The following is a 23281-nucleotide window of genomic DNA, read 5'->3' on the forward strand; positions in this document are numbered from 1 at the left end:
TGCCTGAGGCTGCGGCCGGGTCGACCGCCATCGGTTTCAAGCAAGAGTCGTGCAGAGGCGCGCGAGGAAGGGCGCGCGGCGACCTGCGGCTAGCGCCGAGGCGTCCGCGACAGGGCGCCGATGCCCGCCACCAGGCCCGCGACCACGGCCGGGGCGGCGAGCAGCGCCCGGTGCACCTGCAGCAGCCGCGCCCCCGCCTGCAGCCGCGCGCGCGCCACGCGGGGCGAGTCGATGCCGCCGACGCTGATCAGGCACACGCGCGGTCCGAGCGCGGCCGACAGCTCGGCCAGGCGCGCGCAGGCGCGCTCCGCCGCCCCTTCGGCGGAAACGAGCAGGCCATCGGCACCGGCCTCGACCAGCCGATGCGCCCAGCTCAGGCGATCGTCGCCTTCCATCCACGCCGCCGGCAGTTTCGCCACCAGGGCAAGGCGGTGCGGCCGCGCGAGGCGCTCGCGCAACGCCGCGACACGAGCGAGCAGATCGACCAGCTCGCGCGGCCTCGGCGCGCCACGGGCCGGGTTGAGCACGACGTAGTCGGTGCCCGCATGCCATGCCGCCAGTGCGCGGCCAAGCGCCTCGGCGCCGCCCGCTTCCGCCCACGGCGGCACGAGCAGGCTGAGCCCACGACGGGGCGGCGGCGACGCGGGACGACCACCCCCTGCCTCGTCCCGCCGCCGCGCGGCCGGCGCGAACAGCGGCCTGCAGCCGGCGAGCGGCGCGCCGAAGCTGCCGCGCTCGATGCCGCCGATGCCGAGCGCGGCCGCATCGGCGAGCAGGCATCCGCGGCGATCGAAGCCTGCGGCAAGCAGTAACGGGGATGCGAAGCTGAGCCCCATGGCCTCGAGCGCGGGGCGTGCTGGCGCTGGCGCGACTCCGCGCGGCATGCCGGAGCGGGTCGCAGCGGCGGCAGCAGGCGTGGCGGAGGCGGCGGCCAGGCGTGCCAGGCGCTGCACAGCCCAGCGCGTGCGCAGCGCGCGCGGCGTCAGCGGCCGCGGCGTCATGAGGGCATGGCCGCTGACGCCGGGCGTCGGGCGCCCCCCTGCGGCCGGCGGCGGGCGAAGGCGTCGAGGAAGGCGGCGAGCGCCTCGACCGCCGCATCCGGCAGGCCGTTGTACACGCTGAGCCGCACTCCGCCACGCTCGGCATGGCCGCCCAGGTCGCGCAGGCCGGCGGCCTCCGCCTCGGCCAGGAAGCGCGCGCACAGCGGCGCATCCGCAAGCTGAAAGCAGGGATTGACGCGTGAGCGCCAGCCCGCCGGCGCCAGCGGACGGTAGAGCCCTGTCGCCTCGCCGCTGGCCATGGCCGCCGCCAACAGCGCATGGCGGGCTTCGAGCCGCGCCGCCATCGCGGCCACGCCGCCGGCGGCCTCGATCCAGTGCAGCATGCGATGGGCGACGAACACCGCCAGCACCGGCGGCGTGCACAGGCGCGAGTCCGCCGCGGCCTGCGCGGCGTAATCCATCACCCGTGGCGTGTCGGCGCGGGCGCGACCGAGCAGCGTGCGCCGAACGACCACCAGGGTGAGCCCGGGGGTGCCGATCGTCTTCTGCGTACCGGCATAGACCAGGCCGAGCGCGCGCCAGTCGAGCGGGCGCGTCAGCAGCTCGGAGGTCAGGTCGGCGACCAGGGGCGCGGCACTGCGTGGCAGGGCCGGGAACTGCAGGCCGTCGGCGGTCTCGTTGGGGGTGACATGCACATAGGCGAAGCCGGCGTCGCCATCCGCCCGCGCCGGTGGCGGGACGGACAGGCCATGCTGCGGCTCACGCGCCAGCGCTTCCACGCCGAGCACCCTCACCCGCCCCAGGCGCTGCGCCTCGGCGATCGCCCGCCGCGACCAGTGCCCGCTGTCGATGTAGAGCGCCTGCCGCAGCCCGCGCCGTGCGCCGGCGGTGACAGGGCCGCGCTGCGGATCGGGCGCCCCCGCCTCGTCGCCCCCGCCAAGCAGGTGCATCGGCACCAGCGCGAACTGCACACTGGCGCCGCCAGCCATGAACAGCACCGCGAAGTCGTCCGGAATCGCCAGCAGGCGGCGCAGGCAGGCCTCGGTCTCGGCCTGCAGGCTGCGGTAGGCCGAGGAGGTGAAGGGCAGGCTCAGGATCGAGCCCGGTCCGGGCCGGCAGGCCGCGGCCACTTCGTGCGCGACCTCGCGCGGCAGCGGGCCGGCGGCGGCCGAGAAGCTGAAGCCGGCCTGCGCCCGCCAGGCGGCGAAGGCCTCAGGCATAGAGCGCGAGCCCATGCGCGCCGCTGGCCATGAAGAACAGCACCGGGATCGACAGCATGGTGTTCACCCGCGCCGACAGGAAGGTAATGCGCGAGCAGCGCAGGCGCTCCTCGAGCGGCGCCGGCACGAAGCCGAGCACCCGCTTCTGGTGCGGCCACAGCACGAACCACAGGTTGCACACCATGATCAGCGCCAGCCAGATGCCGACGCCCAGCGGCGCCAGGCTGCCCTGCAGGCTGAGCGCCTCGGCCAGCCAGCCGCGCTCCGACAACATCGCCAGCCCGCTGCCCAGCACCACCAGCGAGGCATAACGGAAGGTGCCATGCTCACGCTGCATCAGCGCACGCTGGCGCGGGCTGTCGGGGTCGGACAGGTCGGCCGCGGTCAGGGGCACATAGCGCGAACGGGTGACGGCGGTGGCATAGTTGTGCCCCACCCACACCAGCGCAGCGAGAAAGTGCAGCCAGCGCGCGGCGACTTCGAACAGCATGTCCATGCTCGGCGCCGCCTCACATCACGAGGCGCAGCAACAGCGCCAGGGCCGCGGTGAGGGCCACGCCCAGGCCCACCGTCACGGCAGCGGAATCGAACACGTGCAGTAGCCAGTCAGACATGGCCGCACTCCACGGTGGCAAGGGCCAGATCCTCGCGCGCCGGCGCCGGTGTGGCGCAACCCGCCGCGCTGCCGCACCGGCCAGCGGCGCCGAGCAGGCGCGAGTTGCCCTCGTTGCGCAGCACCAGCGGCTGGATCCTGCGCGCGGGGGACTGCGCCTTCTCGATCGCCGCGGAGATCAGGTGGTGATGCGGCGAGCGCGAGCAGGCGGGGTCGGTGTTGGCGGCATCGCCGGTGAGCAGGAAGGCCTGGCAGCGGCAACCGCCGAAGTCCTTGTCCTTCTCGTCGCAGCTGCGGCAGGTCGGGCTCATCCATTCGTCGCCGCGGAATTTCTGGAAGGTGGGCGATGCGTTCCACAGCCAGGCCAGGCTGTGGTCGCGCACCGAGGGGAAATCCAGCCCGTCGATGATGCGCGCCTCCTGGCAGGGCATGGCGGCGCCGTCAGGGGCGATGGTGAGGTGGATCGCGCCCCAGCCGTTCATGCAGGCCTTGGGCCGGCCCTCGTAGTAGTCGGGAATGACGAAGTAGATCGTCATGCGCTCGCCGAGCCGTTCGCGTGCGGCCTGCACCGCGCGCTCGGCCGCCTGCAGCTGCGCGCGGGTCGGCAGCAGTTCGTCACGGTTCACCAGCGCCCAGTTGTAGTACTGGATGTTGGCGAACTCGAGGTAATCGACGCCGATCTCCGCCGCGAGCGCGAGGATGTCCTCGACCTGGCCGATGTTGTGGCGGAACACCGGGACGTTGAGCACCATCGGGAAACCGTGTGCCTTGATCAGGTGCGCGACGCGGATCTTGAGGTCGAAGACGCGCGCGCCGACCAGGGTGTCGGTGAGTTCGCGCTCGCTCGACTGCAGCGAGAGCTGGATCTGCTTGAGGCCGGCGGCCTTGAGCGCCACCAGGCGCTCTTCGGTGAGGCCGACACCGGAGGTGATCAGGTTGGTGTAGTAGCCGAGCGCGCTGGCCTCGGCGACGAGCTCCTCGAGGTCATCGCGCAGCAGCGGCTCGCCGCCGGTGAAGCCGAGCTGCAGCGCGCCGAGCGCGCGCCCTTCGTGCAGCACACGCTTCCACTCTGCGGTCGACAGTTCGGCCGTGGCGTCACGCGCGTAATCGACCGGATTGCTGCACCAGGGGCACTTGAGCGGGCAGCGGTAGGTGAGCTCGAGCACCAGCCACAGCGGCTTGCCCTGCCCGTCAAGCCTGACGACGGATCCATCCTTTGGCACGGAACACCTCCAGGAATTTGTATACGCCCTCGGCGACGCGCTCGTCGGCGCCCGGGTAGCGCTGCTGCAGTTCGGCGATCAGCTCGGCGACGGTGCGTCTGCCGTCGCAGCGCTCGATGATGTCGCCGGCGGTCTGGTTGAGCTTGACGATGCCTTCCGGGTAGAGCAGGACGTGCGAGTCCTGCGTCGGCTCCCAGCGGAAGAGGTACATCGGATTGAGCGCGTAGCGCTCGTCCGCGGCGGGCGGGTTCGGGGTCGCGGTGGCGGTCATGCGGGCCTCGGCTGCGGGTTGGCAGGCCCCGGCCCGCCCTCGGGCGGCCGGGCTGGCAGACGTCAGCGCACGTAGACGTAGGCGGTGACTTCGAAGCCGAGACGGATGTCGCAATACGCGGGGTCGGTCCACTGCATGATGGGTCTCCTCTGGAATGATGGCGGGCGAACCGGCACGGCGACCGGTTCGTGGCCATCATCGCCTGCGAGCCGCACAGCGGGATCCGCAGAATCGGGGTTGGGCCATCGGCAGGATCGCGAGCCCGCGCTCGCGGAAATCATGATTCTTCAGCAAGCTGCACGAGCGTTGACCTGGGTCAACGCGCGATGGGCTGCACCTGGCGGATCGCCTCGGCCAGTTGCTCGCCGCCAGCGTCGGCCGGCCCGCGCCAGCCATCGAAGTGCAGCAGCTCGGCCAGCGGCATGCGCTTCAACCAGCCGGCGCTCTCCAGCTCCGGGCGGGCGTGAAAGTCCTTCACGTAGCCGATGCACAGGTAGGCGATCGGGATGATCTCGGGCGGGATGCCGAGCGCCTCGCGCAGCGCTGGCTCATGCAGGATGCTCACCCAGCCCACGCCGAGGTTCTCGGCGCGCGCCGCGAGCCACAGGTTCTGTACTGCACACACCGCGCTATAGACGTCCATCGCGCCGATATGGGTGCGACCGATCACCACCGGGCCGTGGCGGCGGCGGTCGCAGGTGATGCAGATGTTGACCGGCGACTCGAGGATGCCCTCGAGCTTCAGGTTGCGGTAGGTGGCGCGCTTGCCCGCGTCGAACATCTGCTCGGCTTCGGCGTGGGCGGCGACAAAGTCGGCGTGGATCCGCGCGCGCACCTCGCGCGAACGCACGACGATGAAGTCCCATGGCTGCATGAAACCGACCGAGGGCGCGTGGTGGGCGGCGGTGAGCACGCGCGCCAGCACCTCGTCGGGAATCGCATCGGGCAGGAATTCGCCGCGCACGTCGCGGCGGGTGTGGATGGCGCGATACACCGCGTCGCGCTCGGCCCGGCTGAACTGCGGATTGGCCTGGAAACGGGCTTGCCGGTCGGGGGCTTGCCGGTCGGGGGCTTGCCGGTCGGGGGCTTGCGGGTGGGCGCCGGCGCCAGCGGGCACGACCGCGTGGTGAGGCGCGGGCGCACCAGGGTCGGGTTCGGTGCGCGCGTGAGTGCGCGCGGGCGCGGCATGCGCCTGGGTCGGGCTGCTCATGAAGTATTCCCCTTGGCTACGAGCAGTGGGCAGCCGCCGACCAGACGGCTGCAGGAAACACTTCGAGGCCGGTCTTCCGGCTGCGGATCCTCTCGTCCGGGCGCCTTCCCGGTCCTTGCGGACCAGTGGCTGGGCGAACCTTGCCCGGACAATCCCCTTCACGGCGCTGGGCGCGCGGCGGATTGGCACCGCCTTCCCGATTCTCCCGCCTTGATCGCGGGCACCCCGAAGCAACACAGCGCGGATTCTAGCGGCAGCGCGGTCCGGCGGGTCGGATTCGTGGCGCAGCGCGTGCCCCACGCTCCACCCCACGACCCACCCCGTACCGCCCCTTGCCGTGCGTGGCGGACGCCTGCCGGGGCGGGCTCAGAAAGACGAGCCGGGCTGCTGCAGGAAGGCGGCTTCGTCTGCGCTCGTCTCGCGTCCGAGCGCAGCATTGCGGTGCGGAAAGCGTCCGAAGCGCTCGATCACGGCGAGGTGGCGGCGGGCGTAGTCGACATAGCCGTCGAAGCTGGCCTTGCAGTGCGCGGGCACACTGGCGGCCAGCTGGTCGAACAGGCGCACGGCTTCGCGCTGGTCGCCCAGGTCCTCGGAATGCTCCAGCGGCAGGTAGATGAAGACCCGCTCGACCGCGCGCAGCTCCCCGTCCAGCCCGAGACGCAGGCTCTCCTTCGCCCAGCGCAGCGCCAGCACGTCGAAGGCGAAGGCCGCCGCCTCGCCGCGCCAGATGTTGCGCGGAAACTGGTCGGTGAGCAGGATCAGCGCCAGCCGCCCGCGCGCATCCCTGAGCCAGTCGTCCAGCTCGCCACCCGCGGCGCGCGCGACCCAGGGCGCGAAGCGCTGCCTGATCTGCGCATCGACGTCGGCCTGCTTGCGCCACCACAGCGCCGACTGTTGCGCAATCACCGCATCGTCATCGGCGGCGGTACCGAACCAGAAAGCGTGGATCGTGTCCGGGGTTTCCATGCGGGCCTCCCAGGGCCGAAGGCGAGGACTTGAAGCATAGCCCACGTGCGCCGCGGGCTGCATCCGCACCACGCTGGTGAGCAGCGGCACCGTTGCGGTGCATCATTCGCCCCCGCCCGCCTGCCACCAGGGTAAAAACGGCCTGATCCCGGGCATCTTCACATTGGCACGGTCCCTGCTTTATTTGCTGTGCCTGCGCCAGCGACGACGCGACGCAGGGCAGCCTCCGCCAACGCCGGTGGGGGCCGGTGGGTCGCGATGCGCGTACCGCCGGCCAATTCCATCCGATGTCGAACCGCGTCCTGCGGGGGCCGTCATGCTTGAGCCGGGCACGCCCCGTGCCCAGGTGTCACCAGGCCGTACGCAGGGCCGAATGAGTGATACCAGCATGAAGATCGTTCTCGTTGGCCATGGCATGGTCGGCCACAAGTTCCTCGAGGAGCTCCGGCAGCTGCAGATCCCCGCTGCGGACGTCACCGTCCTGTGCGAGGAGCCGCGGGTGGCCTACGACCGTGTGCACCTGTCCGAATTCTTCGCCGGCAAGACGGCGGAAGACCTCTCGCTGGTCGCGCCCGGCTTCTTCGACGACGCGGGCTTCACGCTCCGGCTCGGCAGCCGCGCGGCGGCGATCGACCGCCGTGCGCGCACGGTGACGACGCAGGACGGCGTCACCCTGCCCTACGACAAGCTGGTGCTGGCCACCGGCTCCTATCCCTTCGTGCCGCCGGTCAAGGGCAGCGAGCGCGAACACTGCTTCGTCTATCGCACCATCGAGGACCTCGAGGCGATGAAGGCGGCCGGCGCGATCTCGCGCAAGGGCGTCGTGGTGGGCGGCGGCCTGCTCGGCCTGGAGTGCGCCAAGGCGCTGCGCGACCTCGGCCTCGAGACCCATGTCGTTGAATTCGCCCCGCGCCTGATGGCGGTGCAGGTGGACGACGAAGGCGGCCGCATCCTGCGCAGCAAGATCGAGGCCCTGGGCGTGCAGGTGCACACCGAGCGCAACACGGTCGAGATCACCGATGGCCGCAGCGCCCGCCACCGCATGGTGTTCGCCGACGGCACCCATCTGGAAACCGACATGATCGTGTTCTCCGCCGGCATCCGTCCGCGCGACGAGCTGGCGCGCCAGAACGCGCTGGCGGTCGGCGCCCGCGGCGGCATCGCGGTCGACGACCACTGCCGCACCAGCGATCCGGCCATCCTCGCGATCGGCGAGTGCGCGGCCTGGCGCGACCAGACCTTCGGCCTGGTGGCCCCCGGCTACGAGATGGCGCGCATCGCCGCCCGCCAGCTGGCCGGTGACGCCCAGGCCGCCTTTGGCGGCGCCGACATGAGCACCAAGCTCAAGCTGATGGGCGTGGATGTGGCCAGCATCGGTGACGCTCACGGCAGGACGCCGGGCTGCCGCAGCTTCCGCTACGCCGACGAGTGCAAGCAGATCTACAAGAAGATCGTCGTCAGCGCCGACGGCAAGCGCCTGCTCGGCGCGGTGCTGGTCGGCAATGCCGACGAGTACGGCACGCTGCTGCAGATGGCGCTCAACGGCCTCGCGCTGCCGGCCGACCCCGAGTTCCTGATCCTGCCCGCAAGCGACGGCAAGACCAGGCCAGGCCTCGGTGCCGACGCCCTGCCCGACTCCGCGCAGATCTGCTCGTGCAACAACGTCAGCAAGGGCCAGATCTGCGCCGCGGTCGGCGATGGCGCCACCACCATCGGCGCGCTCAAGGCCTGCACCAAGGCCGGCGCCACCTGTGGCGGCTGCGTGCCGCTGGTGACGCAGGTCATGAACGCCGAGCTGGCCCGCCTCGGCATGACGGTCACCCGCCACCTGTGCGAGCACTTCCCGTACTCGCGCCAGGAGCTCTACCACCTGATCCGCGTCGGCGAGATCAGGAGCTTCGAGGACCTGCTCGCGCGCCACGGCCAGGGCCTGGGCTGCGACATCTGCAAGCCGACCGCAGCGTCGATCTTCGCCTCGTGCTGGAACGATTTCGTGCTCAAGGGCGAGCTTGCCAGCCTGCAGGACAGCAACGACTACTTCCTCGGGAACATCCAGAAGGACGGCACTTATTCGGTGGTACCGCGCATGCCCGGCGGCGAGGTCACGCCCGAGGGCCTGATCGCGGTCGGCCAGGTGGCGAAGAAGTACGGCCTGTACACCAAGATCACCGGCGGCCAGCGGGTGGACCTGTTCGGCGCCCGCGTCGAGCAACTGCCAGCGATCTGGGAAGAGCTGATCGCCGCCGGCTTCGAGTCGGGCCATGCCTACGGCAAGGCGCTGCGCACGGTCAAGAGCTGCGTCGGCAGCACCTGGTGCCGCTATGGCGTGGATGACTCTGTGGGGCTGGCGATCGAACTCGAGAACCGCTACAAGGGCCTGCGTGCGCCGCACAAGATCAAGTTCGGCGTCTCGGGCTGCACGCGCGAATGCGCCGAGGCCCAGGGCAAGGACATCGGCATCATTGCGACCGAGCGCGGCTGGAACCTCTACGTGTGCGGGAACGGCGGCATGAAGCCGCGCCACGCCGAGCTGATCGCCGCCGACCTTGACAAGGCCGGCCTGGTGCGCCTGATCGACCGCTTCCTGATGTTCTACGTGCGCACCGCCGACCGCCTGCAGCGCACCAGCACCTGGCGCGACAACCTGGAAGGCGGCCTCGACTACCTGAAGGCCGTGCTGATCGACGATTCGCTGGGCATCTGCAGCGAGCTCGAGCAGCAGATGCAGCACGTGGTCGACACCTACCAGTGCGAATGGAAGACCGCGATCACCGACCCCGAAGTGCGCAAGCGCTTCCGCACCTTCATCAACGACCCGCGCGCCGACCAGCGCATCGTCTTCGTCGAGGAGCGCGGACAGATCCGCCCGGCACGCGCCGAGGAACGCCCGATCGTCGAAAACGCCGAGGTGGAAGCATGAGCCCCGCGAGGACCGCCCCCATGAGCAGCGAAGAACTGAAATGGACCGCCGTGTGCAAGCTCGGCGACATCCTGCCCGGCACCGGCGTGTGTGCGCTGATCGAGGACCGCCACGTCGCCGTGTTCCGCATCGGCGACAGCGGCGTCCATGCCATCGACAACATCGACCCGCGCTCGGGCGCCAGCGTGCTGTCGCGTGGCCTGGTCGGCAACCTCGGCGAGCATCTGGTCGTCGCCTCGCCGCTTTACAAGAACCACTTCGACCTGCGCACCGGGGCCTGCCTGGAGGCGCCCGAGCATTCGGTGCGCGCGCACCGGGCCAGGCTGCGCGGCGACGAGGTGTGGGTCGCGCTGGCCTGACGCCGCCTCAGCCGCGCTGGCGGCGCGCCTCGAACAGGCAGATGCCGCTCGCCACCGAGACGTTGAGGCTCTCGACGCTGCCGTGCATCGGGATGCGGGCGAGCTCGTCGCAGGTGTCGCGGGTGAGCCGGCGCAGGCCGTCGCCTTCGGCACCGAGCACCCAGGCGACGGGCACCTTCTGGTCGATCTCGTAGAGCGTCTTGTCGGCCTCGCCGGCGGCGCCGACCACCCACACGCCGGCCTCCTGCATCTCGCGCAGCGCGCGCGCGAGGTTGGTGACGGTGATGTAGGGCACGGTATCGGCCGCGCCGCTGGCGACCTTGATCGCGGTGGCGTTCAGCCCCACCGCGCGGTCCTTGGGCGCGACCACCGCGTGCGCACCGGCGGCGTCGGCCACGCGCAGGCAGGCGCCGAGGTTGTGCGGGTCCTGCACGCCGTCGAGCACCAGGATGAGGGCCTTCTCGTCCAGGCTGTCGAGCACATCGGCGAGCTTGAGCTCGCGCCGGGTGGCGTCGACCTTGGCCACCACACCCTGGTGGCGACGGGTGCCGACCAGGCCGTCGAGCTTGTCGCCCTCGGCCTGGCTGATGCGCACGCCGGCGGCCTCGGCCTGGGCAAGGAATTTGCGCACGCGCGCGTCCTTGCGGTCGGCCGACAGATAGACCTCGAGCACCGCATCGGGCGCGTGGCGCAGCTTGGCGGAGACGGCGTGGAAGCCGTAGATCAGCTTGGTCGGGGTGGTGTCGGGTGCTTTAGCCACGGTCGGTGCCCTTGGTGGTGGTCTTGCGGCGGGCGCGTCGCGCCGGGGCCGCAGTCGGGGGCGCGGATTCTAGCGCTTCGGCCGGCGCAGCGGGGGCCGGCTCGGCGACGGCCTTCTTCGCTCGCGTCCGGCGCGGCTTGGGCTCGGCGGCTTCCGGCGCGGCGGGAGGCGCCTCGACCACCGGCTCGGGCATGGCGAGCACTTCGGCTGCGGCCTTCTTCGCACCTGCCTTGCGCGCTCTGGGCGCGGCGGCACCCGGCTCCGCAGCGGCCACCTCGACAGCCGGCATGACGGCAGCCTTCTTCGCACGCGTGCTGCGTGGCTTGGGCTCGGCGGTCTCGGGCACGGCAAGCGGGGCATCGACCACCGCCTGAGGCTGCGTTTCAGGCAAGGGCTCGACTGCGGTCTTCCTGGCGCGTGCCTTGCGAGGCTTGGTCTCGGTCAGCGCCGGCACGGCGCTGGCCTCGACCACCGGCGTGGGGGCCGGCTTCTTCGCACGCGTGGTGCGCGACCTGGGCGCGGCCGGCTCGGCGGCAGCGGGCGGCGCCTCGACGGGCGGCGCGGCCATGACCTCACCGACGGGTTCAGCTGCGGCCTTTTTCGCACGCTTGTTGCGGGTCCTGGACGCGACGGGCTCCTGGACGGCCGCGAGACCATCCATGACCGGCGCAGGCGCTGCCTCGGCGATCTGCTCGGCGGGTTTCTTCGCACGCCGACCGCGGACCTTGGGTGCGGCGGCCTCGGGGGCAGCGACCGGCAAGGGGGCTGCCGGCGCGGGCGCAGCTTCGACCACCGGCTCTGCCTCACCCTTCTTCGCGCGCGGCTTGCGCGCCTTCTTGCCGGCTTCGGGGATGGCGGCTGCAGCCACGGGTTCGGCGGGCGTGACAAGCGTCTTCACCTGGGCCGGTAACGGGCCTTCGATGAGGCGGAAGTCGATCTTGTTGGTCGCCATGTCGACCCGCACGAGCTGTACCCTGACCCGGTCGGACAGGCGGAACTGCTTGCCGGTGCGCTCGCCCAGCAGCGCATGGCGCATCTCGTCGAAGTGGAAGTAGTCGCTGCCCAGATCGGAGATGTGCAGCAGGCCCTCGATGAAGATGTCGTCGAGCGCAACGAAGAGGCCGAAGGGCACGACCGCCGACACGCTGCCGGTGAACTCCTCGCCGACGCGGTCCTGCATGAAGTAGCACTTGAGGAAGGCGACCACGTCGCGGGTGGCCTCGTCGGCGCGGCGCTCGGTCATCGAGCAGTGCAGGCCGATCTGCTCCCAGTCGCCGGGGCGGTATTGCTCGCCGGCGAGCGCGGCCTTGATGCCGCGGTGGATCAGCAGGTCGGGGTAGCGCCGGATCGGCGAGGTGAAGTGGGTGTAGGACTCGTAAGCGAGGCCGAAGTGGCCGACGTTGTCGGGGCTGTACATCGCCTGCTTGAGCGAGCGCAGCATCACGGTCTGCAGCAGCTGGGCGTCGGGGCGGTCCTTGACCTGCTCGAGCAGCTTGGCGAAGTCGCTCGCGCGCGGTTCGTCGCCCCCGCCCAGGCCGAGGCCGAACTCCTTGAGGAACTCGCGCAGCTTGGCCAGCTTGTCCTCGGAGGGCGAGTCGTGCACCCGGTACAGGGCCGGATGCTCGCGGCTGGCGAGGAAGTCGGATGCACACACGTTGGCAGCGAGCATGCACTCCTCGATGAGGCGGTGGGCGTCGTTGCGCACCTCGGGCACGATCTGCGCGATCTTGCCGTTATCGTCGAAGATCATGCGCGTCTCGGTGGTCTCGAAGTCGATCGCGCCACGCTTGGCACGCGCCTTGAGCAGCACGCGGAACAGGGTGTCGAGGTTTTCGAGGTCGGGCAGCAGCTCGGCCAGCTCGGCGCGCACCGCCGGGTCCTTGTCGTAGAGCGCGGCTGCGACCTTGGTATAGGTGAGGCGCGCGTGCGACCAGATCACCGCGCGGTAGAAGCGGTAGCTCTTGATCTCCCCGGTTGCGGACAGGTTCATGTCCGCCACCATGGCCAGGCGCTCGACCTGCGGGTTGAGCGAGCACAGGCCGTTGGAGAGCTTCTCGGGCAGCATCGGGATGACGCGGCGCGGGAAGTACACCGAGTTGCCGCGGTCGAAGGCGTCCTTGTCGAGCGCGCTGGCGGCCTCGACATAGTGCGAGACGTCGGCGATGGCGACGATCAGGCGGTAGCCCTTGCCCTGGCGCTCGCAATACACCGCGTCGTCGAAGTCCTTGGCGGTCTCGCCGTCGATGGTGACCAGCGGCAGCCTGGTGAGGTCCTCGCGGCCGGCCCAGTCCTTCTTGCGCACCACATCGGGCAGCTTGCGCGTCTGCGCCTTGGCCTCGGACGAGAACTCGTACGGCAGGTCGTGCTTGCGCAGCGCGATCTCGATCTCCATGCCGGGGTCGGCGTAGTTGCCGAGCACCTCGACGATGCGGCCGATCGGCTGGGCGAACTTGGTGGGCTGCTCGACCAGCTCGACGGTCACGATCTGGCCCGGCTCGGGCTTCTTGCGCCCGCCCGGGGCGACCAGGATGTCCTGCGCCAGGCGGCGGTTCTCGGGCACGACGATCATCACGCCATGCTCGTTGATGACGCGGCCGACCACGCGGCTGTTGGCGCGCTCGAGCACCTCGACCAGCTTGCCTTCGGGACGGCCGCGGCGATCCTGGCCGGCGATGCGCACGATGACGCGGTCGCCGTGCAGCACCTCGCGCATCTCCTTGGGGCCAAGGAAGATGTCGGGCTCGCCGTCGTCGCGGCGCACGAAGCCGAAGCCGTCGGGGTGGCCCTCGACGCGGCCCTTGATGAGGTCGGCCTTGGCCGGCAACAGGTAGGCGTCGCGGCGGTTGCGGATGATCTGGCCGTCACGCTCCATGGCGCGCAGGCGGCGGTCGAAAAAGTCGAGCTCGTGCGGCGCGATGTCGAGTGCCGCCACCAGCTCGGCGAAGGGCATGGGCACACCGCGCTCGGCCAGCACCTGCAGCACGTATTCGCGGCTGGGCAGCGGGTTCTCGTACTGCAGGGTCTCGCGGGCGTGGAAGGGGTCGGCGAGGCGGATGGCACTTGCATGCACCGCGGCGGCCTTGCGCGCGGCGCGGCTGCGGCCCGGCCCCTTGACCGGGCCGGCGGCCTTGCCGGCATCGTGGCGGGAAGACGCGGCGGCCTCCGGGCGCCGGGCGCCGCCCGTGGTCGTACGTACGGCGGCGCCGGACTTGGGCGTTCCGCCGTGATGGCCGGCCTTGCTGCCCGGATTCTTTTCGGTTTTTTTGGTTTTACGAGTCATTGACAATCTTCTTTTCGTGCTTATAATGCGCGTCTTCCTGCCCAGATGGCGGAATTGGTAGACGCACTAGTTTCAGGTACTAGCGCCGCGAGGCGTGGAGGTTCGAGTCCTCTTCTGGGCACCAGTTTTACGGAAAGCCGCTCTTCGGAGCGGCTTTTTTGCTTTGAGTCCCGCCTGCACTGACGCTCGCTCGGGCCTGTGCGGTGACGCACTGCAAAAAAAATGCGGGCGACCCTTTCCGGCCGGCGAAGTGTTTGCTATTATGCGCGTCCCTGCCCAGATGGCGGAATTGGTAGACGCACTAGTTTCAGGTACTAGCGCTGCGAGGCGTGGAGGTTCGAGTCCTCTTCTGGGCACCAGTTGCAGGGAAAAGCCGGCTGAAAGCCGGCTTTTTTCGTTCACCTGGCGGCGAGCGAGCGGTACGGCAAAAAAACCGCGGGAGCGGAACCGGCCGCAAACGTCCCCTTGACGGCAGACATTCACAGCCCGTCCCGCTCCCGCATCTTCGACGACGCCTGCCGCGCCCCGCTGTGCCGACAAGGCCCGATCAGGCGCCAAACGGGTGACGACGCAGGATGGTCTCGTCGCGCTCGGGTCCGGTCGAGATGACGTCGATCGGGATCTCGCAGATCTCCTCGATGCGATGCAGGTAGGCACGCGCCTCCTGCGGCAGCGCATCCCAGCTCTGGGCACCGAAGGTGGTGCCGCTCCAGCCCTTCATGGTCTCGTAGATGGGCTCGCAGCGCGTGACCTCCTCCGAGCCCATCGGCAGCAGGTCGATGCGCTTGCCGTCGAGCATGTAGCCGGTGCACAGCTGAAGCTCCTCGAGGCCGTCGAGCACGTCGAGCTTGGTGATGCACAGGCCGGTGACACCATTGATGATGATCGAGCGCTTCAGCGCGGCCAGATCCAGCCAGCCACAGCGGCGCTTGCGGCCGGTGACGGTGCCGAACTCACGCCCCTTGGTGGACATCTGCTCGCCCGGCACGCCCTTGGTATCGATGTCGAGCTCGGTCGGGAAGGGGCCGCCGCCGACGCGAGTGCAGTAGGCCTTGGTGATGCCCAGCACGTAGTGCAGGCGGCTGGGGCCGACGCCCGAGCCGGCCGCAGCCTGGCCGGCGACGCAGTTGCTGGAGGTGACGAAGGGATAGGTGCCGTGGTCGATGTCGAGCAAGGTGCCCTGCGCGCCTTCGAACAGCAGCGAGCCGCCCGACTTGTTGATCGCGTACAGCTCGGCCGAGACGTCCGCCACCATCGGCAGCAGCTCTTCGGCATCGGCCATGGCCTGGTCGAACACGGACTGGAAGTCGACCGGGTCGGCGCCCAGGTGCCGGGTCAGCACGAAGTTGTGGTACTCGAGGTTGGCCTCGAGCTTGGCGGCGAAGCGCTCGCGGTCGAAGAGGTCATACACGCGCAGCGCGCGTCGCGCGACCTTGTCCTCGTAGGTCGGCCCGATGCCCTTGCCGGTCGTACCGATCTTGTCGTCGGCCGACTTGGCGGCCTCGCGCGCGCGATCCAGCGCGCTGTGGTAGCCCAGGATCAGCGGGCAACCCGGGCTGATGCGCAGGCGGTCGCGCACCTTGATGCCGCCCGCCTCCAGCGTGCGGATCTCTGACAGCAGGTGCTGCGCATCGAGCACCACGCCGTTGCCGATGAAACAGGCCACGCCCTCGCGCACGATGCCCGAGGGCACGAGGTTGAGCTTGTATTCGGTCTGGCCGATGACCAGCGTGTGACCGGCGTTGTGGCCACCCTGGAAGCGCACGACGCCCTTCGCGTGGTCGGTCAGCCAGTCGACGATCTTGCCCTTGCCTTCATCACCCCACTGGGTACCGACGACGACGACGTTCTTTGCCATATTCTCAATCTCCCTGTAACGGCACGATCGTCCACCGATCGCCCCGCTTCACCAGTTGCCGGTCACAGCCGGCTTCGTTCCAAGTTCCATCATGTCCGGGCAGCGCGGTGACGACGATGTCGCCGTGCGCACGCAGGCGCGCCACCTCTTCGACGAGCGCCGCATCCTCGGTCAGCGGCGCGAGCACGGCACCGGCCATACTGGCCGCCGCCGGCAGGCGCCACACCAGTTCGCGCAGATCGAGACTGAAGCCGGTCGCCGGGCGGGCACGACCGAAGGCTTCGGACACGCGATCGTAACGCCCGCCGAGGGCGAGCGCGGCGGGCGAGTCGGCACCGTAAGCCGCGAACACGATGCCGCTGTGATAGTGGTAGCCGCGCAGGTCGGACAGGTCGAAGCTCACCGGCAGATCGGCGAGCGCGGCCGCAAGCCCGCGCAGCTCGTCGAGCAGCGCGGTGATCTCGCCATCCTGCGGCAGGCGTGCCGCCGCTTCGTCAAGCACCTCGGGACCGCCATACAGCTCGGGCAGCGCCAGCAGGGCGCTGCGCGCCGGCTCGGCGACGTCGGCGAGCACCTTCTGCAGTTCCGGTACATCCTTGGCCTGCAGCAGGTCGAACAGCTCCTCTTCGCGCCCGGGCACCAGCCCGGCCCGCGCCGCCAGCGCATGGAAGATACCGACGTGGCCGATATCGATACGCGACGCCGGCACCTCGGCCAGGCGCAGCACCTCGGCCAGCAGGCGCAGGATCTCGAGGTCGGCCTCGATGCCGGCATGACCGTAGAGTTCGGCACCGAGCTGCAGCGGCTCGCGCGTAGCGGTGAGGGTGGATGGCAGCGCGTGCAGGACGCTGGCGCAGTAGCACAGGCGCGACACACCGCGGCGGTTGAGCAGGTGCGCGTCGATCCGCGTGACCTGCGGCGTCATGTCGGCGCGCACGCCCATCGTGCGTCCGGTGAGCTGATCCACCAGCTTGAAGGTCCGCAGGGCCAGGTCCTGGCCGGCGCCGGTGGTGAGCGAGTCGAGGTACTCGAGCAGGGGCGGCATCACCAGCTGGTAGCCGCGCCCGCGAAAGGCGTCGAGCAGGCGCCGCCGCAGCGTCTCGAGCTGGTGTGCTTCGGACGGCAGCGCGTCCTGGATGTGATCGGGCAGTACCCAGCGCATGAGCGTGTCAGAGCAAGATGAAAAGCAGGATGACGCCCACCAGCATGGAGGTCAGGCCGATGAAGCGGATCTGACCGTCAGCCATGCTGGCGAGACGCAAAAAAGTATCGCGCCAGGCGGCTGGCGCGATGAAGGGAAGGAGGCCTTCGATGATGAGCATCAGCGCGAAGGCGATCAGTAGCGAGCTTCCCATGAAGGAATCAATTGCGCGGCGCGCCGGCGGAATCCTTCATGAAGCGGAAGAAGTCGGAGCTCGGATCCACCACCATCACGTCGTCCTTGCCGGCGAAGCTGGAGCGGTAGGCCTCGAGGCTGCGATAGAAGGAGTAGAACTCCGGGCTCTTGCCATAGGCTTCGGCATAGATCGCGGTCGCGCGCGCGTCGCCCTCACCCATGGTTTCCTGGGCGGAACGGTAAGCTTCGGCAATGATGACCTCGCGCTGGCGATCGGCGTCGGCGCGGATCCGTTCGGCTTCGGCGGCACCCAGCGAACGCAGTTCGTTCGCCACCCGCTTGCGCTCGGCTTCCATGCGGCGATAGACCGACTCGGACACCTCGTTGGGCAGGTCGACCCGCTTCAGGCGCACATCGACGATCTGCACGCCGATGGTGCGCGCATCGCGGTCGGCGCGTTCGCGCATCTGCTCCATGATGCGGTCGCGCTCGCCGGACACCACGTCATGCACGGTCCGGCGACCGAACTCCTCGCGCAGACCGGCGTTGACCGTCTGCGTCAGGCGGGTGCGCGCACGCGCCTCGTCGCCGGCCACCGACTCGTAGTACAGACGCGGATCGACGATGCGCCACTTGACGAAGTGATCGACCAGCACGTTCTTCTTTTCGGACGTGATGAAACGCTCGGGCTCGGGCGTATCCATGGTCAGGATGCGCTTGTCGAAATAGCGCACGTTCTGGATGAAGGGCAGCTTGACGTTGAGACCCGGCTCGGAGATGACCTCCTTGACCTCACCCAGCTGGAACACGACTGCATACTGGCGCTGATCCACGGTGAATAGCGACATCGAGGCAATCACGACGGCGAGCAGCAGCACGCCGCCAATCAGGGACATCTTGTCACGCATCAACGCTCTCCCCGCTCACGACTTCTCATCAACTCACGATTGCGCGGATCCAGTGAGGGCATGGGCGCGTTCGCCCCCAGGCCTGCTGCCGACTGGGAATCCGGCTGCGCCGCCGCGGCGGCCGTGGCGGATTTGCCACCGGCAGACTGCATCAGCTTGTCGAGCGGCAACAACATCAGGTTGCCGTTGCCCTGGGCGTCGATCATGACCTTCGAGGTGTTGGACAGCACCTGCTGCATGGTGTCGATGTACAGACGCTCGCGCGTCACGACCGGCGCGCGGCTGTATTCGGCGAACACCTGGTTGAAGCGACTCGACTCACCCTCCGCGTTGGCGATGACCCGGTCGCGGTAGGCGTTGGCCTCTTCGACCAGGCGCGAGGCCGTGCCGCGGGCACGCGGGACGACGTCGTTGGCGTAGGCCTCACCCTCGTTCTTCTGCCGCTCGCGATCCTGACCGGCCTTCACCGCGTCGTCGAACGCGGCCTGCACCTGCTCGGGCGGCTGGGCGTTCTGCATCGTCACCCGGCTGATCTGGATGCCGGTCTCGTAGCGGTCGAGGATGCGCTGCATCAACTCATGCGCCGTGGAGGCGATCTCCTCGCGGCCTTCGTACAGCACGAAGTCCATGCGGCTCTTGCCCACGATCTCGCGCATCGCCGTCTCGGCGGCCTGGCCGACGGACTCGTCCGGGAAGCGGTTGTTGAAGACGTAGTTCTCCGGGCTGTTCAGGATGTACTGCACGGCGAACTGGATGTTGATGATGTTCTCGTCATCGGTGAGCATCAGCGACTCGCGCAGCACCTTGTTGCGCTCGGAGCCGCGATAGCCGACTTCGACCGTGCGCACACCGGTCAGGTCGACGATCTCGTGCGACTCGAAGGGTGCGGGCAAACGCCAGCGCAGGCCAGGATCGGTGGTCTGGATGAACTTGCCCAGGCGCAGCACGACGCCGCGCTGGTTGGCATCGACGGTGTAGAAGCCGCTTGCCAGCCACACGAGGCCGACCAGCACCAGCAGCACGCCGATGCCGCCACCGAACTGCTTGAAGGAGAGATTGGGCAGCTGCGGTCCGCCGCCGCCACCGCCGCCACCATTGCCACCGCCATCGCTGCCACGGCCGGGACGCTTGCCACCGAACATGCCGGTCAGGCGCTGATTGAAGTCGCGCCACACCTCCTCGAGGTCGGGCGGGCCCTGGTTGTTGCCGCGGTTGCGATCACCACGGTTGTCATCGTTGCGATTGCCGTCGTTGCGGTCGCCATCGCTTCCGCCCTGACCACCCCAACGTGGGTCATTAAGTGACATGAGGATGCCTGTTATCACGATTGTTCTGACCGTTCGTCCGCCGCGCCGGTTAGCCGGTCGGCATTGTCACCAAAGGTCTGCGAGGCCACTTCGGCGAGCGCATCGCGAAGCAGGTCGAGACCTTCACCCGTTCTGGCGCTCAAAAAAATGCGCCTGATTCTATCACAGTCACCCCGCTCGACCGCCGGTGCGGCCCGGGTCAGGTCGATCTTGTTCCAGACCAGGATCTGCGGCACCTCGGCCGCGCCGATCTCGGCCAGCACCTCGTTGACCGCCGAGATCTGGGCATCACGATCCTCGCTGGCCGAATCCACCACGTGCAGCAGCAGATCGGCCTGCGCCGTCTCTTCGAGTGTCGCCTGGAAGGCTGCGACCAGCGCATGCGGAAGGTCGCGAATGAAGCCGACCGTATCCGACAGCACCACATTGGCGCCGCCGACGTAAAGACGCCGAGACGTGGTATCCAGCGTGGCGAAGAGCTGGTCGGCGGCATAAGCGCCCGCCTTCGTCAGCGCGTTGAACAGTGTCGACTTGCCCGCATTGGTGTAACCGACCAGAGAGACCGACAGAACGTCGCGACGTTCCCTGGCGCGACGACGAACCTTGCGCTGCTTCTCGATCTGGGCGAGACGCGACTTGAGCATCTTGACCCGATTACCGAGCAGGCGACGGTCGGTTTCGAGCTGCTTCTCGCCCGGCCCACGCAGGCCGATGCCGCCTTTCTGGCGCTCGAGGTGGGTCCAGCCGCGAACGAGGCGGGTGGCAAGATGCTCGAGTTGGGCAAGCTCGACCTGCAGCTTGCCTTCGTGGCTGCGCGCACGCTGGGCAAAGATGTCGAGGATGAGCGCGGTGCGATCGATCACCATGCACTGCAGCTCGCGCTCGAGGTTGCGCTGCTGGCCGGGCGACAGGGCGTGATTGAAGATCACGATGTCGGCCGCATGCGCGCGCAGCGCCTCGGCGATCTCTTGCACCTTGCCGCTACCGGCGAAGAGCTTGGAATCAGGCGCGGCACGCCTGCCCTGCACCACCGCCTCGACGCTGGCACCCGCGCTGGCGACAAGCAGCTTGAGCTCGGACAGGCGCTCGTCGATCGCCCCCTGGCCAAGGTCGAGCTGGACGATCACGGCACGTTCACCGGACGCGGGACGCTCAAACATGCAGGCCTCCCGCAACCGCCGACAGACGGCCGCGACGGATCAGCGCGGCCCTCAGTTGCTGCCCTCGTCCTGCTGGATGACGACCGGGCGGGCGGGCACGACGGTGGAGATCGCGTGCTTGTAGACCATCTGCGTCACGGTGTTCTTGAGCAGTACGACGTACTGATCGAAGGATTCGACCTGGCCCTGCAGCTTGATGCCGTTGACCAGGTAGATCGACACCGGGATGTGCTCGCGGCGAAGGGTGTTGAGGAAGGGGTCTTGTAGAAGTTGCCCTTTGTTGCTCATTGCTGAACCTCTTTATATTGTGTTTATAAGAATGTTGTGGACATTATGCTGCACTGCGGCATCACAGTATGCAACCAAATCCAGGTGTGGAAACGGGTTCTTGACCGGAAATTTGTTCAGCTTCGTGTCGCGAACGGATTGTGCGTGGTCCTGAACTGGATGCGCAAGGGCGTGCCCTGCAGCTTGAAGGCCTCGAGAAAACAGCGCTCCAGGTAGCGCACGTAGGACGCCGGTATGTCGTCCAGGGCATTGCCATGGATCACGATCACCGGCGGATTCATGCCCCCCTGGTGGGCATAGCGCATCTTTGGCCGTGCCATGCCGTGGCGCGGCGGCGCCTGGCGGGCCACCGCCTGCTGCAGCGCACGCGTCAGGCGCGGCGTGGCCAGGTTGGCGGTGGCCGCCGCATAGGCCGCGTCGACCGACTTCAGCAGGCCGTTGATGCCCTCGGCCTTGAGCGCCGAGATCTGGTGAAAACGCGCGAAGGACAGGAAGGCGAGCTTGCGTGCGATGTCCGCCTTCAGGCGGTCGCGGCGATAGTCGTCGACCGCGTCCCACTTGTTGATCGCCACCACCAGCGCCCGCCCGGCCTCGAGCGCGAAGCCGGCGATGTGGGCATCCTGGTCGGAGATGTCCTGCGCCGCGTCGAGCACCAGCACGATGACGTTGGCCTCCTGGATGGCCTGCAGGGTCTTGATCACCGAGAACTTCTCGACCGCCTCGAATACCCTGCCCTTGCGCCGCAGGCCGGCGGTGTCGATCAGCGTGTAGCGCCGCCCGCCGCGCTCGAAGGGGATGGAGATGGCGTCACGCGTGGTGCCGGGCAGGTCGAAGGCGATCACGCGCTCCTCGCCCAGCAGGGTATTGACCAGGGTGGACTTGCCGACGTTGGGTCGACCGACGATCGCGACCCTGGGCCCCTCGTCCTCGCTCGACGCAGCTTCCTCGTCGAGCGGGAAAGGCGCGAGGACGATGTCGATGAGCTGCTTGACGCCGTCGCCGTGCGCCGCCGACACCGGCAGCGGATCGCCCAGGCCAAGGGCATGGAAGTCCGCCGCCACCATCGCCCGGTCGAGGCCTTCGGCCTTGTTGACGACCAGATGCACCGGACGCCCGGCTCGCCGCAGGCGCGCAGCGATGTTTTCGTCGTGGGGCGTGCGCCCGGCCCGGCCATCGACCAGGAACAGCAGCACGTCGGCCTCGGCGATGGCCTGTTCGGCCTGGCGCGCCATCTCGTGCATGATGCCGTCCTTGGCCACGGGATCGAAGCCGGCGGTGTCGACGACCAGGTAATCACGTTCACCGACGCGACCGATGCCGTAATGGCGGTCGCGCGTCAGGCCCGGCTGATCGGCGACGAGGGCGTCGCGGGTGCGGGTCAGGCGGTTGAACAGGGTCGACTTGCCGACATTGGGCCGGCCGACGAGAACAATGGTGGGTTTCACTTGCTGGAATGCCTCAGCGTACTTCGTACGCAGTAATGTCGCCGCCCTTGCCCTGCACGACGAAGCCGCGGCCGAAGGCGACCGGATCGGCGGCGATCGGGCGGCTGCCGGAACGGTCGCGGGCGGCAAAGGCGCCGGTCTCCCGCTCGAGCGCGTGCACATAGCCCTCGAGGTCGCCGACGATGACGTAGTCGCCGACGATCAGCGGTCGCGACACCTGGCGACGGGCCAGGGCGTCCTGCTTCCACACGCTGGCGCCGCTGTAGGCATCGAGCGCATGCACCGCATCGCGGTCGTCGGTGATCATGGCAAAGCGGGCATCGCGGTCCATGCCGACGCTGCTGGAGAAATCCCGCGCCCACAGCGCATTCCCGTTCGAGGTGTCGAAGCAGGCGGCGCGCCCCTGGTAGCTGACGGCGCACACTTCGCGCCGACCGACCACCGGCGGGCCGGCCACATCGGCGACGCGCTCGAGCTCGGTGGAACCACGCGGCACCGCGACGTTGAGCTCGGTGATCGCACCGCCGTTGGCGGCATTGATGACGGCCAGGCGGCCGCCGGGGAAGCCGGCGAGCACCACCGGCCCCTCGATGAGGACGCCGGCGAAACTGCGCAGCGCCAGCGGCGGGTTGTTGCGCTGGTAGACCCAGCGCCGGCTGCCGTCACGCGCATCGAGGGCGATGAGCCGATTGTCCGAGGCACGAACGACGACCAGTTCGAGGCTCACCGCGGGCTGCGCCAGCACCTCGGCGCCGACCGGGGTGCGCCAGCGTTCGGCGCCGCTGGCCGCATCGAGGGCGATCACCGTGCCATCGGTCGCGACCACGACGACCAGCCGGCCATCGCTGCCGACGCCGGCCGACAGGCGCTTGTCCGCCTGCACCCGCCATACCGCGTTGCCGCCCTCGAAGCGCGCCACGTCGCCGCGATGGGCGGCGGCAAAAACGCTGTCACTCCACACTGCCGGCTGAAAGCGGTAGCTGCCGGCATCGCCGATGTCCGCCCGCCACTGGCTGGCGAGCTGGGCACGAGGCTGGACGTCGACCAGCGGCGCCGGCTTGGGCGCCGAACTGGAGAAAGGATTGAGTGAGGAGCAGCCCGCGGCGAGGACCACGGCGGCAACAAGCGGGACGACACGCAGCGAGGACAGCTTCAT

Annotated in this window: 21 protein-coding genes, 2 tRNA genes and 1 riboswitch; of the genes, 4 read left to right on the forward strand and 19 right to left on the reverse strand. The window is 69.1% G+C overall.

What is annotated here, in order from left to right:
- Positions 1-89 precede the first annotated feature (89 nt).
- From PLC66_RS03640 to PLC66_RS03670, 8 genes are all read right to left on the reverse strand, one after another.
- Positions 90-1001, reverse strand: a complete 912-nt coding sequence (locus tag PLC66_RS03640) for a dihydroorotate dehydrogenase (protein ID WP_324537891.1) — start codon at positions 999-1001, stop codon at positions 90-92.
- On the reverse strand, positions 998-2221 hold the full coding sequence (gene serC, locus PLC66_RS03645; RefSeq protein WP_324537892.1) for a 3-phosphoserine/phosphohydroxythreonine transaminase: 1224 nt from the start codon (positions 2219-2221) through the stop codon (positions 998-1000). Before serC ends, PLC66_RS03640 begins: the two co-directional genes overlap by 4 nt.
- Positions 2214-2717, reverse strand: a complete 504-nt coding sequence (locus PLC66_RS03650; protein ID WP_324537893.1) for a urate hydroxylase PuuD — start codon at positions 2715-2717, stop codon at positions 2214-2216. Before PLC66_RS03650 ends, serC begins: the two co-directional genes overlap by 8 nt.
- Before the next feature lie 110 nt (positions 2718-2827).
- Complete coding sequence (gene pqqE, locus PLC66_RS03655) at positions 2828-4057, reverse strand: pyrroloquinoline quinone biosynthesis protein PqqE (protein ID WP_324537894.1); 1230 nt, start codon at positions 4055-4057, stop codon at positions 2828-2830.
- Positions 4026-4328, reverse strand: coding sequence for a pyrroloquinoline quinone biosynthesis peptide chaperone PqqD (pqqD, locus tag PLC66_RS03660; RefSeq protein WP_324537895.1), 303 nt, complete (start codon positions 4326-4328; stop codon positions 4026-4028). The genes pqqE and pqqD overlap by 32 nt, the downstream gene beginning before the upstream one ends.
- Before the next feature lie 62 nt (positions 4329-4390).
- Complete coding sequence (gene pqqA / locus PLC66_RS22860) at positions 4391-4465, reverse strand: pyrroloquinoline quinone precursor peptide PqqA (RefSeq protein WP_002924740.1); 75 nt, start codon at positions 4463-4465, stop codon at positions 4391-4393.
- Positions 4466-4644: 179 nt separating this feature from the next.
- On the reverse strand, positions 4645-5538 hold the full coding sequence (gene bluB / locus PLC66_RS03665; protein ID WP_324537896.1) for a 5,6-dimethylbenzimidazole synthase: 894 nt from the start codon (positions 5536-5538) through the stop codon (positions 4645-4647).
- A gap of 49 nt (positions 5539-5587) precedes the next feature.
- Positions 5588-5781: riboswitch (cobalamin riboswitch) on the reverse strand.
- A gap of 123 nt (positions 5782-5904) precedes the next feature.
- Entirely contained in the window at positions 5905-6504 is a 600-nt protein-coding gene (locus PLC66_RS03670) for a DUF924 family protein (RefSeq protein ID WP_324537897.1), read from the reverse strand.
- 373 nt (positions 6505-6877) lie between these two features.
- On the opposite strand from PLC66_RS03670, the gene nirB reads away from it, so the two are divergent.
- Together nirB and nirD are read left to right on the forward strand one after the other, a co-directional pair.
- Positions 6878-9424 carry a nitrite reductase large subunit NirB gene (gene nirB / locus PLC66_RS03675; RefSeq protein ID WP_324537898.1) on the forward strand — a complete coding sequence of 849 codons (2547 nt, stop codon included), beginning with the start codon at positions 6878-6880 and terminating at the stop codon, positions 9422-9424.
- A gap of 20 nt (positions 9425-9444) precedes the next feature.
- Positions 9445-9783: a nitrite reductase small subunit NirD gene (gene nirD, locus PLC66_RS03680; RefSeq protein ID WP_324537899.1), complete on the forward strand. Its 339-nt coding sequence runs from the start codon at positions 9445-9447 to the stop codon at positions 9781-9783.
- A 7-nt stretch (positions 9784-9790) separates the two neighbouring features.
- Here the strand turns inward: nirD and rlmB are convergent, their stop codons facing one another.
- Both rlmB and rnr read right to left on the reverse strand, forming a co-directional pair.
- Positions 9791-10543 (reverse strand): 23S rRNA (guanosine(2251)-2'-O)-methyltransferase RlmB, encoded by a 753-nt coding sequence (gene rlmB, locus PLC66_RS03685; RefSeq protein ID WP_324537900.1) that lies wholly within the window; start codon positions 10541-10543, stop codon positions 9791-9793.
- Positions 10536-13823 (reverse strand): ribonuclease R, encoded by a 3288-nt coding sequence (gene rnr, locus PLC66_RS03690; RefSeq protein ID WP_324537901.1) that lies wholly within the window; start codon positions 13821-13823, stop codon positions 10536-10538. The genes rlmB and rnr overlap by 8 nt, the downstream gene beginning before the upstream one ends.
- A 39-nt stretch (positions 13824-13862) precedes the next feature.
- On the opposite strand from rnr, the gene PLC66_RS03695 reads away from it, so the two are divergent.
- Together PLC66_RS03695 and PLC66_RS03700 are read left to right on the forward strand one after the other, a co-directional pair.
- Positions 13863-13947: transfer RNA gene (locus PLC66_RS03695), tRNA-Leu, on the forward strand.
- Between the two features lie 150 nt (positions 13948-14097).
- Positions 14098-14182: transfer RNA gene (locus PLC66_RS03700), tRNA-Leu, on the forward strand.
- A gap of 188 nt (positions 14183-14370) precedes the next feature.
- Here PLC66_RS03700 and PLC66_RS03705 read toward each other — a convergent pair.
- The 9 genes from PLC66_RS03705 to bamB form a co-directional block, all read right to left on the reverse strand.
- Positions 14371-15681, reverse strand: a complete 1311-nt coding sequence (locus tag PLC66_RS03705; RefSeq protein WP_324537902.1) for an adenylosuccinate synthase — start codon at positions 15679-15681, stop codon at positions 14371-14373.
- Between the two features lie 4 nt (positions 15682-15685).
- Positions 15686-16843, reverse strand: coding sequence for an ATP phosphoribosyltransferase regulatory subunit (locus PLC66_RS03710; RefSeq protein WP_324537903.1), 1158 nt, complete (start codon positions 16841-16843; stop codon positions 15686-15688).
- 7 nt (positions 16844-16850) lie between these two features.
- Positions 16851-17036 (reverse strand): DUF2065 domain-containing protein, encoded by a 186-nt coding sequence (locus PLC66_RS03715; protein ID WP_324537904.1) that lies wholly within the window; start codon positions 17034-17036, stop codon positions 16851-16853.
- 7 nt (positions 17037-17043) lie between these two features.
- A complete protein-coding gene (gene hflC / locus PLC66_RS03720; protein WP_324537905.1) occupies positions 17044-17925 on the reverse strand; it encodes a protease modulator HflC in 882 nt (293 codons plus the stop codon).
- Positions 17925-19232, reverse strand: a complete 1308-nt coding sequence (gene hflK, locus PLC66_RS03725; RefSeq protein ID WP_324537906.1) for an FtsH protease activity modulator HflK — start codon at positions 19230-19232, stop codon at positions 17925-17927. The genes hflC and hflK overlap by 1 nt, the downstream gene beginning before the upstream one ends.
- A 14-nt stretch (positions 19233-19246) precedes the next feature.
- The gene (gene hflX / locus PLC66_RS03730) at positions 19247-20392 is read right to left on the reverse strand and encodes a ribosome rescue GTPase HflX (protein WP_324537907.1); all 1146 of its coding nucleotides are present in this window, start codon (positions 20390-20392) and stop codon (positions 19247-19249) included.
- 51 nt (positions 20393-20443) lie between these two features.
- Entirely contained in the window at positions 20444-20680 is a 237-nt protein-coding gene (gene hfq / locus PLC66_RS03735) for an RNA chaperone Hfq (protein ID WP_002924769.1), read from the reverse strand.
- A gap of 116 nt (positions 20681-20796) precedes the next feature.
- Entirely contained in the window at positions 20797-22125 is a 1329-nt protein-coding gene (der, locus tag PLC66_RS03740; RefSeq protein ID WP_324537908.1) for a ribosome biogenesis GTPase Der, read from the reverse strand.
- A gap of 13 nt (positions 22126-22138) precedes the next feature.
- On the reverse strand, positions 22139-23281 hold the full coding sequence (gene bamB / locus PLC66_RS03745; protein WP_324537909.1) for an outer membrane protein assembly factor BamB: 1143 nt from the start codon (positions 23279-23281) through the stop codon (positions 22139-22141).

The sequence above is a fragment of the Thauera sp. genome (genome assembly GCF_035444905.1).
GTDB lineage: Bacteria > Pseudomonadota > Gammaproteobacteria > Burkholderiales > Rhodocyclaceae > Thauera.